We start from the raw sequence: 15,370 nt of genomic DNA on the forward strand, positions 1-15,370 counted from the left end.
GACGTGCAGCCTACGGCGCCCGGTGGCCGGCTGGGGAGGACCGGCGTTTCGGCACCTGGACCCGCTCCAGGTCCTCGGCCACCACGATCTCGCCGTCGAACTCGGCCTTGGCCTCGGCCAGGAACCGCTCCGACTCGGGGTAGCGCTGCGAGAAGTGCGTCAGCACGAGCTGGCGGACGCCGCTCTCGGCCGCGACACGGGCCGCCTGCTGCGCGGTCAGGTGCCCGAAGTCTTTCGCCAGGGCGGCGTCCTCGGCGAGGAACGTCGACTCGATCACCAGCATGTCGGCGTTTTCGCTGAGGGCGTACACCGCGTCGCAGAGGCGGGTGTCCATGACGAACGCGAACCGCTGGCCGCGGCGGGGGACGCTGACGTCCTCGAGGCGGACGTCGCCCAACCGTCCCTCGCGCTGCAGCCGGCCGACGTCCGGGCCCTCGATGCCGTGCTCGCGCAGCCGCTCGGCCAGCATCGTGCGGCCGTCCGGCTCGACCAGCCGGTAGCCGAACGCCTCCACGGGGTGGCTCAGCCGCCGGGCCTCGAGGGTGAACTTCCCGGTGGCGATCGGGCCGTCGTCGGTGATCGGGTGTTCGCGCAGGTCGGCCTGCTCGTAGAACGCCGTCGCGTGCCGCATCCGCGCGAAGTAGTGCGCGCCCGACGCCGGGAAGTGGGCGTGGACCGGGTGCTGGACCTTGTCGAGGGACAGCCGCTGGATCACCCCGGGCAGGCCCAGGCTGTGGTCGCCGTGGAAGTGGGTGACGCAGATCCGCGTGAGGTCCGTGGCCGCCACCCCCGCGCGCAGCATCTGGCGCTGGGTGCCTTCGCCGGGGTCGAAGAGGATGCCCTCGCCGTCCCAGCGCAGGAGGTAGCCGTTCTGGTTGCGGTGGCGCGTGGGCGCCTGGCTCGCGGTGCCCAGCACCACCAGTTCGCGGGTCGACACCCCCGCACGCTACTCAGGCGGCGGGCGTGGTGTCCCCCAGTTTGCGCAACCGGAAGGCCAGCACCAGCAGCATGATCCCGTAGAGCAGGGCGTAGATGCCGACGAGCAGCGCGATGCCGTACGCGCCGGCGATCGGGTTGATCACGATCAGGATGCCCGCGAGCACCGAGATGGCGCCGGCCGCGATGAGGAACGCTTCTCCTCGGATCTGCTTGCGCAGCCGGACCGCGGCGGCGATTTCGGCGATGCCGGTGACGATCGCCCACAGGCCGACGAGCAGGGCCAGCAGCAGCACCGTGATGCCGGGCCAGACGAGGACGAGGATCCCGGCGATGATGCCGAGCGCGCCGAGGATCCCGTAGGCGGCGCGGTGGGCGGCGTCGCCCGGGCGGAAGGCCTGCATCAGGCCGCCGATGCCGTCGACGATCGCGTACACGCCGTACAGGATGGCCAGGACGAGCACCGTGGCACCGGGCCAGATCAGCGCGAAGAGCCCGAAGAGCACGGCGAACACGCCGCGGACGGCGGCGATCGGCCAGGCCTTGCGGGGTTCGACGACGGAAAACGCTGCGAAGGAGGTCATGCGCCGCTCCTCGGGTGACGGGGCACCCAGTATCGCGGCAAAACGCCTGGTTGGCGCGGTTCACCACCCGTTCGGGCCATGCGTCCTTTGTGTCCGGACACTTAGGACCGGCGTGCGCCGCGGCCGCCACCACGGCGCACGCCGGTTGCTCAGGGGTAGCTGACCAGGTTGACCGGCTTGGTGCCGGTCGGGGTCGTGTCACCCGTGGTGTTGATGACGTGCGTGATCGTGCCCTGGTAGTTGAGCGACACGGTCACCATGTCGTGGAACCGGACACCCGGCGTGTTCGGCGCCTCGAACGCGTGCGCGCTGGCGACCGACGGGTTGGTGCTGAAGTAGCAGTAGCTGCCCAGCCCCCACGCCTCGTGGGTGGTGACGTTCGGGCCCACCTTGTAGGCGGAGAAGCCCTTCGTGGACCCGTTCATCCAGCCCGCCTGGTCCGGCACGTCGTAGGGCATCTCGTTCTGGAAGAAGTACGTCCGGCCGCCGTTGCCGTTCCAGACGACCTGCGTCTTCTGGTAGTGCTCGACGAACAACCCGTACGTCGTCACGTTGTTTCCGTTGACGATGAGCCCGGTGTCGGCGGTGTTGGTGTTCCAGCCGACGTAGGCGTTGTTGTCGGCGTGGTCGGCGCGCCAGATCCACATGTGGTCGCCGATCACGTTGTTGCTGTTGACGACCAGGCTGTTCGTCGCCTTCCCGACGTTGGCGCCGCCGATCCGGAAGAAGACGTCGTGCAGCGACGTCGGGTTCGCCGCGTGGTCCGCGCTCGAGCCCGCGGCACCGACCTGCATGAGGGTGTTCGAGTTGGTCGTGCCGGCGTCGATCAGCAGGCCGGCGACCTTGACGCCGTCGACGTCGTCGACGTTCATCGCGGTGACGCCGCCGTCCGGCACCAGGGTCGCGATGCCGAGGCCGAGCACGACGGTGTCCGGCCGCGTCACGTGCAGCGCCTGGTTCAGGTGGTAGACACCGGGCGTGACCAGCAGGTTCTTGCCCGCGGCGAGCGCGGCGTTCATGTCCGCCGCGGTGGCGCCCGGCTTGGCGATGTAGAACTGGTCGATCGGGATCGAGGTGCCGGGTGCGGCGCCGCCCGCCCAGGTCGCGCCGGACGCGTTGGTCTTCACGCCGGGGACGAACACCTGGTAGTTGCCCGAGCCGTCGATGTAGAGGAACGGCTTCTCGCGCACGACCGGCGTCTGGGCGACCGTGGTGTAAGGCGGGGTCGGGAAGGTGTTGGCCGGAGCACCCTGGACGCCCGCGAAGACCATGTTCCAGTTCGAGCCGGACCAGCTGCCGAACTGCGAGTTGCGCGAGATCCACTGCTGCTGCGAGCCGGAGCGGACCTGGCCGTCGACCTTCGTGTCGGAGATCCAGCCACCGCTGGCCCAGCCGCCGTCGTCGAGCTGCAGGTTGCCGCGGACGTGCATGCGGCGGTACGGCGCGGCCTGGCTGACGGCCCACCGGTCGGTGCCCCCGTTCGGGTTCACGGACAGGTTCTCGGCGCCGCGCCAGAAGTTCTGCGTCGCGTTCTGCGGCGGGAACCAGTCGGCTTCGACGTGCACGGCGCCGTTGATCGTGACGGCGTCGGGGCTCAAGCCCAGGCCCAGCACCTGCGTGTAGAAGCCGACGTTGACGTCGTTGGCGTAGGTGCCCGGCTTGAACATGACGGCGTAGCGCTGGCCGCCGAACTGGTTGCGTTCCTGTTGGCTGAAGATGCTGTTGAGCCGGCTCTGGATGGTGGAGCTCGGCATGGAGGGGTCGAAGACGACCACGTTCGGGCCGAAGTCGGGCTGGCCGGGCTGCGTCGTGTTCACGGGGTTCAGGGTGAAGGACTGCGCGGCGGTGCCGTTGCAGGCGTACTGCTGGAGTTGGACATCGCTGGTGGACGCGCCGGGGACGTCGAGGCACTTCCCGCTGTTGCGGCTGACGAAGTGGTAGCGGCCGTTGCCCTCGTCGACGGCCTGCCACTGCTGGTTGGCGCCGCCGCCGTAGGTCCAGAGCTGCACGAGGCCGCCATCGGCGGTGGAGACGTTCGTGACGTCCCAGGCGGCGGCCGGGTTGGTGCGGGCGTTCACCCGGAAGTAGCCGTCACCGGTGGACTGGAACTGCCACTCCTGCGACGCGGTCTGGTTGCAGGAGTACTGCTGCACGACGGTGCCGTTCGCCGTCCCGGCGGCCCGGGCATCGACGCACTTGCCGCTGTTGGCGGCGGTGACGGTGTACCAACCGTCGGGGGTGACCGCGGCTTGGGCCTGACTCATCGTCAGCAGGCCCGCGACCAGGGCGGATGCCGCGGAGAGCAGCACCACCGCCCGCCGTCTCGTCATCATGCGAAACCTCCTCTGCCGCGCATCGCGGCGTGCGTAGAGCAGGAAACGGCAGAGGCGTGCCCGGTCTGGGGGTAGACGCGGCGTAACGGGCGGGGACCTCGGCGTCACAACCGCGCAAAATGTAACGGCGACCACACCCGGAGTCAATACACGACTAAAAATAAGGTGTAAAACCGCAGGTCAGGGGCTGGGCGCGACGGAGGGGACCCCCGTGTGGAGGGGCTCTGGGCGGGGTGTAATGTATGGACACACGAGATGCGGAGTTGAACTTCGCTCCGGGGCTATGGCGCAGCTGGTAGCGCACCTCACTGGCAGTGAGGGGGTCAGGGGTTCGAGTCCCCTTAGCTCCACCGTGACGAAACACCGCCCACCGGTTCCGAAGATCCAGGTAGGGCGGTTTTTTCGTTGTGCCGGATCTTGAGTTTCGTCAAGGACAAGTCCAGCTACCGGCTAGTAGCTGGGGCAAAACTGGGGCACAGGCCGGATGGCGGAGAAATGGGGTCACGAAAAGTGCCCCAGTAGCGTCCCCCGGACGGGTGGACGCCAGAGGTTCTTTGCGCGCACCTTCGTGCCGCCGGCGGCAAGCTCAGCTCCCTCGTCGAGTCTCGGCTCGAAGCGGTTCGCCGCGCATCAGCGCAGTCCTGTCTCCTCCGCTGCGGCTGGACGGAGTTAGCAGCGACCACGACCCGTCGCTCACTGCGAGGCAGCCATGCAGACCGACGATGAAGCCCTGCGGCGATCCGACCCCATAGCACTCGAGCCACCGAGCCACTCCCAGCCCACCAACTCCTCCACCGACGAAGTGGGCCGGCTTCTCTACACGCCGACAGCCGCGGCCGAGCGACTGACCGTCGGCGAGTCCTGGCTCCGCCGCAAAGCCGGCCAGCGCCTCATTCCCTGCACCTTCGTCGGCAAACACCTGCGCTTCACCGAAGACGACCTCCGCTCCATCGTCGCCGCCGGCCACCGCGGACCGAGCAACCGCGACCAGACCGGCCGCCCCGGACGCCGACGCCGCACCCGTCGCTGACACCCGTTCCGGTACCACGACGAGGTTCTTCGCCGAACACGCTTCCCCTCTGTCGCCTATGGAGCGGTCCTGGACACGCACCACCACGCGACCCCCTCACCACAGCGCAGGAGTTCACCGTGCCCTGGACCGAACCCGCCGGCGACGACACCTGGCGAGTCCGCTACCGCCGCACCGACGGCACCAAAGGCGCCATCTCCGGCTTCGCCGACGCCACCGCAGCCGAAGACCACATCAGCACCATGCTCCACGAACAACGCACCGGAACCTGGATCGACCCCGAAGACAGCCGCATAACTGTGGCCGAATTCGCCCCTGCCTGGCTCGACTCCCTCGACATCGACCAACGCACCGAAGAGAACTACCGCAGCTTCCTCAAAGTCCACATCCTCCCCCGCTGGGGCACCACCGGCTTCGGCGAACTCACCAACCTCGGCATCCGCACCTGGGAGAAGAAGCTCCGCGCCTCCGGGCTGGCGAAGACCACGGTCGACAGCATCATCAAGTGTTTCTCGCTTCTGCTCTCCGACGCCGTGCCGGAGAAGCTGATCGCCGCGAACCCTCTCGTCGCCCGCCGCCGCGGGCGCCGCCGCCGCGCCCAGCGCACCCCGCGCAAGATCTGGGGCGAACCAGCCGAGGTCCTCCACGTTGCCGACCAGGTCGCCCTCAAGTACGGACCATGCGGAGCGATCCTCGTCGTCACCGGCGGCTGGACCGGAGCCCGCTGGGGCGAACTCACCGGCCTCGACCGAGCCAACGTCCACCTCTACGACGACGACACCGGCTCCATCTACCTCGACCCCGACATCGGCGCCCTCCACGAACCCTGCAGCGGCCCGCTTTACCTCGGCCACCTCAAAACCGACGAGTCCGAACGCACCATCAGCCTGCCCCCGTTCCTCGTCCGCCTCCTCCGCTGGCACCTGACCACCCACAACCACCGCCAGGTCTTCGTCACCCCCAACCTCGAATGGCACCGACGCAGCAACTTCTCCCGCCGAGCCTTCCGCCCCGCCGCCGACGGCAACCTCCACATCCCCAACCCCGCCATCCGCCTCCAACCAACCAAACCCGGCCTCACCTTCCACGGCCTCCGCCACAGCCACAAAACCTGGATGATCGACGACGGCATCCCCGAAATCGCCCAGGCCCTCCGCCTCGGCCACGTCCTCCAAGACAAAGTCCAAGAGACCTACTCCCACGTCGCCGCCGCAGTCGAACAACGCCTCCTCGACAGCCTGCAAGCACGATGGGACAAAGCAGTCGCCGACTCCAAGACCACAGCTGCAGACGCACTGTGGCGCACCTGCGCATGAGTCGTGCAACTAGCTGTCACCCCGAGTAGCCGACGAGGCCTTGAAGAATGATCGTGGTTTAGGCCAACGCGGAGCATAATGAATTCATGCCACGTCTCCCTTCGGGAGTGACCGTATTGTGCGGCGCCGGCGCGTCTGGATACTCACGCCTCCCCCGCGGCGTAGAACTCGCATTGTTAGCGTTCAACGAGGTTGCGCGCGGAGCTGGTGTATATCCACCAGCGGCCATCGATGCGGTCGCCAGCAGCTCGACAGCGATGAGTTGCGCCTGGAAGTGCTCCTTGACCTGATGGCCCGTGAGGTGCCCACGCGGACCCTGGCCGGGGTGTACTCCGTTCTAGAAGGTGCGAAGCCGACACGGCCGATGTAAGCGGCGCGAGGTCACCGCACCCGGCTGAAATGTAAGCGCGAAGGGTATACGGACCGCAAACAATTACCCGACCGAGCTGTCCGACAGTCACGCAATACCATACAACGAAGCGGCAGCGTCACAAATTTCTCCATGTCAAACCACCTTCAGCACGGAAATTATCGACGTGCGTAACAATACTCGGCAGCTTCCGACTCTGAACAAGCTCGATCCGTCGACGAAGAGGACCGAACTACTCACCGTCAACCGTGAAGCTGGTGACAAATGTCAGCACCCGATGATTTACGAGGTCCCCGATCCCTCGTCAAGGGACGAACCAGAGCTCGGCAGAACCGCAAGTACAGGCGAGGCATGTGCGTCATCCTGGCCGCTGCTCTGACCATGGCCTTGGGTGGCGGCGCGGCCACAGCGTCGGCGGACACGCCGACGTCGACGACGCCCCCATTTCACCAATGCCCGGCCGTCGGCTCGGCACCAGGTTGTGCCATCCTGCTGATCGTCAACGCGGACAGAACCGTTTCCGTGGCCGGCGACAACGGAGTCGGCCCCTACGACGGAGCTGACGACAGCCTGATCGGCATCGTGAACCTGTCGTCGACCGCTGTCGACGCTGTCACCGTCACCGGGACCGGCAGCGATCTGTCCGGTTTCGACGGGGACGGGCTCTGCACTTACGTCGGCTGTTCGTATCCGGCTCCTACCGGCTACGAAGGGCCGGACAACACGTTCACCACCGACCCGGCGATTCCGGACTCTGCGGAGGTGGACTTCACCACCCCGCTCGCCCCCGGCAGCAGTTCGTACTTCTCGCTGGAAGGCGCTTTGACCGCGGCGTCCCTCACCGCACGCCCAGGGCACCTCGCCAAGGACACCGACGGAGACGGGATCCCCGACAGCTGGGAGGACTCGCCTGGGCGCGACCTCGGCGGAGGAGTGTTCGACGGCGCGCTGCACTCCCTCGGTGCCAGCAGCCTGCACAAAGACATCTTCCTCCACATCGATAGCGAGAAAGGCGCCGAGCTCAGCGACAAGGCGACACAACTGCTCATCGACGCCTTCGCGAAAGCTCCAGTTCAGAACCAAGACCAGCAACCGGGCATCCGGTTGCATGTGATCAAGGGCACGACGACACTGTCCGAATCCGAGTCCGACGCCCTTCGCGCATCGAAAAACGATCCGGACTGGCTGAAGATCTTCGAACGCTATAAGGCGGACCCCGAACTGAACGCGTTCCACTACGTCGTGTCCGCTCACTGGGACCGAGCCGACTACGCGGGCCAAACGGACAGAATTCCCGGGCAGTTCATCGTCGTGAACAACTGCGGAACGCGGCGAGTGCCCCGGTTCCTGTTCTTCGGCGGCGGTCTCCGCCACACGTGCGCTGCGTCGGACGCCGACCAAGCCGCCAACCTCATGCACGAACTGGGCCACAACCTCGGTTTGCATCACGGCGGAGCCGGCCCCATGGCCACCGACGACCTGGAAGACCAGTTCAAACCAAACTACCTGTCGGTCATGAGTTACAACTTCTCCCACAGCGGCGTACCCGGTATCGGCCTCACATACTCCCAATGGGGCCCCGCCAGCCTCCCCGTTCTCGACGAAAACTCGCTGTCGGAGCCCGCCGGTATCCAGAAACTGGACAATTCGATCCCTGCAGCGGCCCGCACATTTTACTACTGCCCGGCCGACGGAAAGATGCGGACCGTCAAGCTCGGGGCCGGGATCGACTGGAACTGCAAGTCCGGACGCGAGCCCAGCCCAGTTTCAGCGAACATCGACTTCCCAAGGTACGTCCGACAAAAGGATGGGTTCGCGTTCTTGAACACCAAACGCACGCTGTCTCCCCACGAAGACTGGAGCACCCTGCTCTACGGCGGCGACCTGATCGGCCAGTCCTCGACCACCTACCCCGGGCCGATCGCGCTCGCGGACCAGCGCGCTCTCGCCGAGCCGACACGAGAGGAACGGACCCGATTGGCCGCGGAGGTCAATCCGATCCCGACGCTCACGGCGAAGGTCACCGCACGAGACCGGTCGTCAGTCACCCTCACCGTACCGGTATCGACCACAACAGACGGCGTCCTGACTTGGTCGCCGGTCGAGCCTGACGGATCACCGGGGCAGCCGGTTCCCGGTTCGACCGTCCGCGCCGGAAACGGGCAGACCTTCGAGGTGCGCATTCCGCTGAATGCCTTGACAGGCCGCCAAGGCGTAGTCGTGAACTTCACCAATGACGACTGGACAGTCTCCGGCGTCACGCCCACAAGGCTCTGAAGACCGGTGCGGTGGCCCCTCAGCCCGCAGCGGGCCACCGCACCACTTCCAGACGCCGAGCCCTGCCGGTGCCATACCCAGACCGAGCGACCGCAGCTCTGCGGTCTCGCCAGCCCCTCGGCGTGCCGGGCGTCCGGCACACCAGCAGGATGGTGTAAACGCCGCTGGTGCTCGACTGGAGCGTGGTTGATCAGCGCCCGGTGCTGCACGCACGCCAGGGCCTCCGTCCGCTGTGCAGCCCATGGCCGGACGGCTCCGGAGGGGCGATCACCAGAAGCTGCAGGGTCGTTGGGGGCCAGCCGGAGCTGCGCCGAAGCGCCCGTGAACGCTGCGAACGGTCGCTGCGAACCGAGATCACCCAGCTGCATTTGCGGTGCATCGAGATCTTCGCAATCCCGATCAGCAGACCCGATGTCAGCTCGGCTCCGACTGTCGATCATGCTCCGCGCGTAACAGAGAAGCACGGGTTGCGACTTCATGGCATGTTGTTGAGTCTGACGCGGGTCGGGGCGACACTCCAGGGCCTGGACAAAGCTGTCGCTGTCCTCGGCGCCGACCCTGCCCGGGTCACCGGTCAGCTCACCCGGACTGCCCGCAGCGACGAGCTCGCCCGGCGGATCGAGCAGGTCGACGCAGCGCCCGGCTTGTTCGTGGTACGTCAGGAACCGGCTTGGCTGGGTACCCGTCCGGCGCGTGATCAAGCTTTCGACGAGCTGGCGCGGACCCTTCGCCTGCTCGCGGACGCTGCGCGGACAGCCGGTGGCGTGCTGGTGCCGACTGCGGTCGGGACGAATCGGCAGCCTGCCGTTCTAGGTGGTGATACCCATGTCATCGAAGCCCTTTCGCCGGTAGAGCAGGAAGTTCTGACGAACCTGCTTCGTGACCAAGTGCCCACGCTCATCGCCATGGCTGGACGCGGTGTGACGACGGCCGGGGATCCCCGTGACCGTATCGGGTCACGCTGGCTGACATCCTCGCGAGCCCATCTCGCGGCTCGGTTCTTCGCCTCGACGGCGCCAGCACACCTGGAGCGGGTCAAGGCGGAGTTGCGGCGGCGGGACGGTGTGGCGCGGCTGGACCGGATGGACGTGGTGCCCGGCCAGAGCGCCGACGGCCGCTTGTTCGTGACGGTGCGGTGCCTGGACGCCGCCGCGAGCCTGGCCACAGCGCGCGCTCACACGATCGTCCTGGCAGCCATGGGATTACGTGCTCGCAGGATGGTGCGGGAAGGCCAACGTATCGGCCACTCGCCGCAGAAACGACTGGAGGAAAACCGTGCTCGCGCCATCGCGGACGGCCTCCGTGCCCGGTTGGTCCTCGAAGACCGGGACGGGCCACCTCGCCGCGGGCAGGCGCGGACTACCCGGCAGGTGGATGGGCGGACCGCGGTCCGCGAGTTGCTGCTGGACCTCTGCCGGGAATTCGCAAACCTCGGTGCCTCGGCCGACGAGCTGGCCCCGGTGCTCCTGCCGGTCGAGCTGCCACGGCTTGGACTGCGTCGCCTGGCGACCGAACACGACCTGCTGTCCACCTGGTCCGAGCGCGGCGAGTCCACTTTGGTCAACTCGGCGGCCGGTGAGCTGGGCAATCCCGCTGCAGGTGGTCGGCTTCTCGGTCACGCCAGGGAAACGGCGCCCGGACGGGTGTCCGTTGCGCTCGATATCTGGGAAGCCAACCTTTCCGGCGGCGCCCGCACCCGCAAACCGAAGAACGACGCCCCGAGACACGCCCGCGATCGGGCACGCGGATCGGCTCGTCGGGAACGCGACGGCCGGCCGGAGAAGCCTGCCCGGCGATCCCGTGGCGATCAGCGACGGGGCGGCAGTGGTGGACCCGGCAACAACGGGAGGTCGTCGCATGACTGAGGCGTTGCCCGTGGACGTCGAGCTCGTCATGGACGTGCGGCATCTGCCGGTCGCGCCCACCGACGCGAAGGAGTACGGCGCCCTCTGGGCCAAGCTCGAACCCGCCCTCGTCGGCCGGAACCTCCGGGCCAAGAAGGTTCACCAGCTCACCGGCGCGGACGGATCGGTCAGGCTGGAGGTCGTGCGCATCGCAGACGGGCTGGGCGTAGTCTCCCCGGCGACCCGGTTCAGCATCGTCGCGGTCCGCGAATCCGCCCAGCTACGCTATCGGTGCCGGCAGTGCTCGGCCGAAGGGACTGCCTGCTACGGGCCGTTCCCTTGTTCGGTGCGCGACGGCGGGGCGGAACACCGCGTGTGTGACGCGCACGTGAGCATTCTGGACGGGTCACTGACCGCGACCTGTGCCGAACACCGCCCGACATGCCGTGACTGCGGCCAGCCCGCCACGTTCCGATGCGCCGGGGAGGTGTGCCATCGGGAGCGCGCCTGGTGCGACGACCACCGCCGTCCGCATCCTCGGGACCGGGACGTCGACTTCTGTCCATCGTGCTACGACCGGGAGTTCCCGCGGTGCGAAGCGCCTGGCTGCCAGGACATCGGCACCGTCACCTGCGAGCACGCCTCTCCCGCCTACGAGCTGTGCAGAGTCCGGATGTGCACCCGCCATGCCCGGCGGTGGCAGGTGTTCGGTGGCGAACGGATGGGGCTCGGCCGGTGCTCCCGCCACGCGGGTCTCGGCGATCTGTCGGCTGAACAGCTGATGTTCCAGATCGTCGTCGGCGCATCGGCTCGCCGGCGCCGGCAGCGGCTTCCCAGCCTGCAGGGAATCGCGCATACGTTGCGCAACGGCGGTCACGCCCAGCTGGCCCTGGACTACCGGAAGATCCATAGCATGCTGGGCCACCTGGCCGGCACGCTGGGCCGAGGTGGCCCGAGGGCGGCGATCGAAGCAATGGCGGAGATGCAGCGGCCTTGGGATCGGCAGCTGCAGGACACCGGAGCGGCGGCGCAGGAAGGACTGCAGCTGGTCGAGAAGCTCAAACAGCTTGTCTTGGCCGAAGACCGGAAGTTCGGCCAGGCCATCGCCGCGGCGCTCTCTCTCGCCGAGTTCAAGCCCGCTGTCATGCGTAGTGGCCGGCCAACCCCGGTCCTGTTCGTCAATCTCGCGGATGACCTGCGGGGGCTGTTCATCGGCAAAGGCGGTATACGCAAGAAGGCCTATGCGGCTCGGTTGGGAGTCGAGATCGAGTTCGAAGGAGGGAGGCGCCGCCGATGAGCACGCGTATGGCGGACTCCGCCGCACACCGCCTGGCTCCGGTGCCGCCTGGCGGGCCGATCGGCGGACACTCCGTCGCCGTGCCCCGGGGCACCGCGGGCACCGGACCTTGCGTCTTCACCGTACGCTCCGCCGAAGGTGAATTAGCCAGCGCGGTACGGGCCGTTCCGCTGGCTGAAGTTCCGTCCGGCGTCGTGGCAATCGGCGAGGATCTGGTCGGCGAATGGGACATCGACGTCGATCAGGCCGAGTGGACCCTGACCCGCGTCGACCCGGTGCCGATCGGAACCCTGACGCTCGAGTTGCCCACCGAGCGCGAGCCGGATGCCTCGGCGCGGGAGATCGCCGGAGCCGGGCTGGTTGACGAGTTGTTGTGGGTCCCTGCCGACGGCTCGGACTGCTGGCTCACCGTCGGTGGGGTACCGCATCGCGTCCGCAACATCGACGTCGGCGGGCGCACCGGGATCGTCGCCGTGATCACCGGGAATACCGCGATCGAGCTGTACGCCTCAGCGGTCCGGGCTGGCGTGGACATCGTCATCCTGGCCGACTGCAGCGGATCGATGCAGATCGACGACCTTCCCGCAGGCGGGGAAAGCCGCCGGCTGACGCCTGGCGGGGCACGCTGGCTCACCCGGATGGAGGCACTTCAGCAGGCACTCCATGACCTCCTGCGGATGCGCCTGCAGATCTCTGGCAGAATCTCCCGGCTGGCCCTGCTTGAGTTCAACCACCAGACGCGGCAACGGTTTCCGCGCGACGGCGGAATGGCACAACTCGACGCCGGGTCCACCAGCCACCAAATCGACGAGTTTCGCCACGGCGTCGCGCTGCTGCGCCCGTTCGGCACCACCGACATCGGCAACGCCCTGCACGAAGCGGCCAACCTGCTCTACCAGCACGGGCACGCCGGCAACGACAAACTCATCGTGCTCGTCAGCGACGGCGCGGACTGGTCGCCCAAGGGCGAGAAGGGCAGCGGCGAGGTCGTCTACGCAGTGCAAGAACCGGTGAGCCTGATGGCTCACCTGCACCGGGACATGGGCATCCGGCTGCACGCCATCGGCATCGGCACGGCGGAGCTGTTCCACCGGCGAGGCGGCTGGGAGCCCAACGCGGCCTCGGTCCCCAACCACACCCTCCTGGCGGAGCTGGTCAAAGTCGGAGGCGGTGATCCGGCTACCGTCGGTGGCCTGGACGTGCTCGAGGACTACTTCTCCGGCCTGGCAGCCGGGATGGTCCACCGGATCCGTGACCGGCTCACCGAACGACGGGCACCCGGCCCGCTGCCGGACCACACCCGCGCCGCCCTGGCCCGGCTGACCGCCTCGGCAGGCCAGGACCACGGGGCGCTCCGCACCGAACTGCGCGGTCAGATCATCGAACTGGTCGGCCGGTGCAGCAACGAGAGCCAACGTGCGCTTGGGGGCCCGATCTGGGACGTCCAGCGGGTGGACGCCCTGTGCCAGCGCCACATGATCGCGTCCACAAGCACCGACGACGCGCTGACGCGCTTCCTCGCCACCGCGGCGCGGACGCTGCGGCCGAACGCACTGGCGGACGATATCGGCGAGGTCACGGCCGCGTGGTGTGGCACGCTGGACCGGCTCGAGTCGATGTCCCGCCACCAGGGCCCGGTCGCGCCGCGATTCGGCCTCGAATTCAGCGTCCGGGCGGACACACCGGCCGAGGTCCACCTGCACGTGATGGACCGGCTGCGCGACGAGTTGACGCAGCTGCACGTCCGGCTCGGGAAACTGCCGGACCACGAACCCGTCTCCCCCCGGCAAGCAAACCCGGTGTCGTCGGCCGGCTTCTTCTACCAGGACTGACACGTGGCGGAACCGCAGAGCGGTTATCGCGTCGGCGATGACGACAAGCCGGACCTCTACGAGCTGAGACGCCCGGCGCGCGTCGGCGGCGAAGGCGAGGTATGGCAGGCGGCGACGATCCGCCAGGACGGAATCTCCGACCACCTCTGGGCGGTCAAGATCCTGCACGCCAAGCACCTCCTCGGGACTGGCGACGAGACGATGAACTCGGCGTTGCGGCACTGGCATGACCGGTACCGCGAAGCCCAGCACGAGACCGCGCAGCTGCAGGACGACGTTCCCGGCATCGTCGGACCAGCCCGGGTCTTCCCCGGCGACGCACCGCACTCCCCCGGCGAGCCGGGCCACGGCCGGTGTCTCTACGTGGTTTCCCGCTGGATCGACGGGGACAACCTCGAAGAGTGGCGGAGCCGGTGTCCCCGCACGTTCGACGACATCTGCGACGTGCTGACCGACCTGGCTTCCATCGTGGATGGCCTGGCCGAGCGGCCCCAACCGGTCCTACACCGGGACATTTCGCCGGACAACGTGATGGTGCGACCGGACGGGCAGGTGCGGCTGATCGACTTCACGTTCGTCCGCCCGCCGGACAGCTCGGCCGGCACAGCCGCAGTACTTAAGCGGGGCTACACCGCTCCCGAGGCCCGCAACGCTCAGGCCGGGCTGCCGTCCGACCGCTACTCCTTCGGAGCAGTGGCGTATTTCCTGCTCGCCATGGCCGAACCTGCCATGGAGAACGCCGCTGCGGAGAGCCGAGCCGTGCTGCTGCGCGATGGATTCGGCGTCGAGGTTGCCGACCACGTGGCCGCGCTCCTGGCCACCGACCCTGGCATGCGGCCGGCAGGCCTGGTCGCCTGGACCGGCGACCTGCGGAAGCTGGGCAGCCACAAGTCTGCACCATCGCAATACCGCACCATCGCGCTCACGATGGACGGCACGTCGACGCCCATCATCACCGCAGCCAGCGTTGAGGCCGTAGCCAGTGTACGGCTCGGTGTCGGTACGCCGTGGCGGCTTCAGACCGACCGCACTAGCCCGCGTGCCACCACCTCGCTGGCCGCGGTGACGGACGGCTCAGGAACCCAGATCACCTTCGCGATCGACGAAGGCGGGACCGTCCTGGTGGGCCGGCGCGGCCAGTGGACAGGCCAAGGTCCAGCGGTCGCCGGCGGCGGGCTGGCCGCCGTCCGCGATCCGCAGGGCCGTGCCGTGGCGTACCTGGTCGATCCCGCCACCCGCGACCTGACCACAATCACGGTGGATTTGGACGCCACCACGCACCGGGCCACGACCGGACGGCCGGTGCTCCGGGTGCTGTCCGCTACATCCGACTGGGACGGCCGCGCAGCGCTGTTCGTGCTTGCCGCCGACGGCAGTCTCGCCTGCGTCCGCCCGGACGGGGTCAAGCGGGTCGACGACGGCGCCGCTCTCGACGCCGCGGGCTGCCTCGACCAGTGGGGGAACTGCGCTGCTACCGCGTCATCGCCGGCCAGCCCACCGTGTCTTGCTTTGACCGCAATGCCGGCCAGTGGCTCCTGACCGAGATCGCCG

10 protein-coding genes and 1 tRNA gene are annotated in these 15,370 nt (G+C 68.0%); 8 read left to right on the plus strand and 3 right to left on the minus strand.

Features of this window, described 5'->3' with window-relative positions:
* Window positions 1–10: 10 nt before the first annotated feature.
* From QP939_RS03585 to QP939_RS03595, 3 genes are all read right to left on the minus strand, one after another.
* On the minus strand, window positions 11–937 hold the full coding sequence (locus QP939_RS03585; protein ID WP_285455086.1) for a ribonuclease Z: 927 nt from the start codon (window positions 935–937) through the stop codon (window positions 11–13).
* Window positions 938–950: 13 nt separating this feature from the next.
* Window positions 951–1,520, minus strand: coding sequence for an HdeD family acid-resistance protein (locus tag QP939_RS03590; RefSeq protein ID WP_285455088.1), 570 nt, complete (start codon window positions 1,518–1,520; stop codon window positions 951–953).
* Window positions 1,521–1,669: 149 nt separating this feature from the next.
* On the minus strand, window positions 1,670–3,850 hold the full coding sequence (locus tag QP939_RS03595; RefSeq protein ID WP_285459632.1) for an RICIN domain-containing protein: 2,181 nt from the start codon (window positions 3,848–3,850) through the stop codon (window positions 1,670–1,672).
* Between the two features lie 280 nt (window positions 3,851–4,130).
* Here QP939_RS03595 and QP939_RS03600 point away from each other — a divergent pair.
* The 8 genes from QP939_RS03600 to QP939_RS03635 all read left to right on the plus strand — a co-directional run bounded on the left by QP939_RS03600 (window position 4,131) and on the right by QP939_RS03635 (window position 15,358).
* Window positions 4,131–4,203: transfer RNA gene (locus QP939_RS03600), tRNA-Ala, on the plus strand.
* Window positions 4,204–4,562: 359 nt separating this feature from the next.
* Complete coding sequence (locus tag QP939_RS03605; RefSeq protein ID WP_285455089.1) at window positions 4,563–4,883, plus strand: helix-turn-helix domain-containing protein; 321 nt, start codon at window positions 4,563–4,565, stop codon at window positions 4,881–4,883.
* A 119-nt stretch (window positions 4,884–5,002) separates the two neighbouring features.
* Window positions 5,003–6,199, plus strand: coding sequence for a tyrosine-type recombinase/integrase (locus tag QP939_RS03610; RefSeq protein WP_285455090.1), 1,197 nt, complete (start codon window positions 5,003–5,005; stop codon window positions 6,197–6,199).
* Window positions 6,200–6,920: 721 nt separating this feature from the next.
* The gene (locus tag QP939_RS03615) at window positions 6,921–8,846 is read left to right on the plus strand and encodes a zinc metalloprotease (RefSeq protein WP_285455091.1); all 1,926 of its coding nucleotides are present in this window, start codon (window positions 6,921–6,923) and stop codon (window positions 8,844–8,846) included.
* 167 nt (window positions 8,847–9,013) lie between these two features.
* Window positions 9,014–10,711 carry a hypothetical protein gene (locus QP939_RS03620; protein ID WP_285455092.1) on the plus strand — a complete coding sequence of 566 codons (1,698 nt, stop codon included), beginning with the start codon at window positions 9,014–9,016 and terminating at the stop codon, window positions 10,709–10,711.
* Complete coding sequence (locus QP939_RS03625) at window positions 10,704–11,987, plus strand: hypothetical protein (RefSeq protein WP_285455093.1); 1,284 nt, start codon at window positions 10,704–10,706, stop codon at window positions 11,985–11,987. Before QP939_RS03620 ends, QP939_RS03625 begins: the two co-directional genes overlap by 8 nt.
* On the plus strand, window positions 11,984–13,819 hold the full coding sequence (locus QP939_RS03630; protein WP_285455094.1) for a vWA domain-containing protein: 1,836 nt from the start codon (window positions 11,984–11,986) through the stop codon (window positions 13,817–13,819). The genes QP939_RS03625 and QP939_RS03630 overlap by 4 nt, the downstream gene beginning before the upstream one ends.
* Window positions 13,820–13,822: 3 nt before the next feature.
* Window positions 13,823–15,358: a serine/threonine protein kinase gene (locus QP939_RS03635; RefSeq protein WP_285455095.1), complete on the plus strand. Its 1,536-nt coding sequence runs from the start codon at window positions 13,823–13,825 to the stop codon at window positions 15,356–15,358.
* Window positions 15,359–15,370: the final 12 nt, after the last annotated feature.

It is taken from the genome of Amycolatopsis nalaikhensis (assembly GCF_030264295.1).
GTDB classification, from domain to species: Bacteria; Actinomycetota; Actinomycetes; order Mycobacteriales; family Pseudonocardiaceae; genus Amycolatopsis; species Amycolatopsis nalaikhensis.

Excerpts from the sequence above, each read along its gene's own strand:
- QP939_RS03605 (WP_285455089.1), top strand. The coding sequence starts at position 4,563 with ATGCAGACCGACGATGAAGCCCTGCGGCGATCCGACCCCATAGCACTC.
- QP939_RS03630 (WP_285455094.1), top strand. The coding sequence starts at position 11,984 with ATGAGCACGCGTATGGCGGACTCCGCCGCACACCGCCTGGCTCCGGTG.
- QP939_RS03625 (WP_285455093.1), top strand. The coding sequence starts at position 10,704 with ATGACTGAGGCGTTGCCCGTGGACGTCGAGCTCGTCATGGACGTGCGG.
- QP939_RS03590 (WP_285455088.1), bottom strand. The coding sequence starts at position 1,520 with ATGACCTCCTTCGCAGCGTTTTCCGTCGTCGAACCCCGCAAGGCCTGG.
- QP939_RS03615 (WP_285455091.1), top strand. The coding sequence starts at position 6,921 with ATGTGCGTCATCCTGGCCGCTGCTCTGACCATGGCCTTGGGTGGCGGC.
- QP939_RS03595 (WP_285459632.1), bottom strand. The coding sequence starts at position 3,850 with ATGACGAGACGGCGGGCGGTGGTGCTGCTCTCCGCGGCATCCGCCCTG.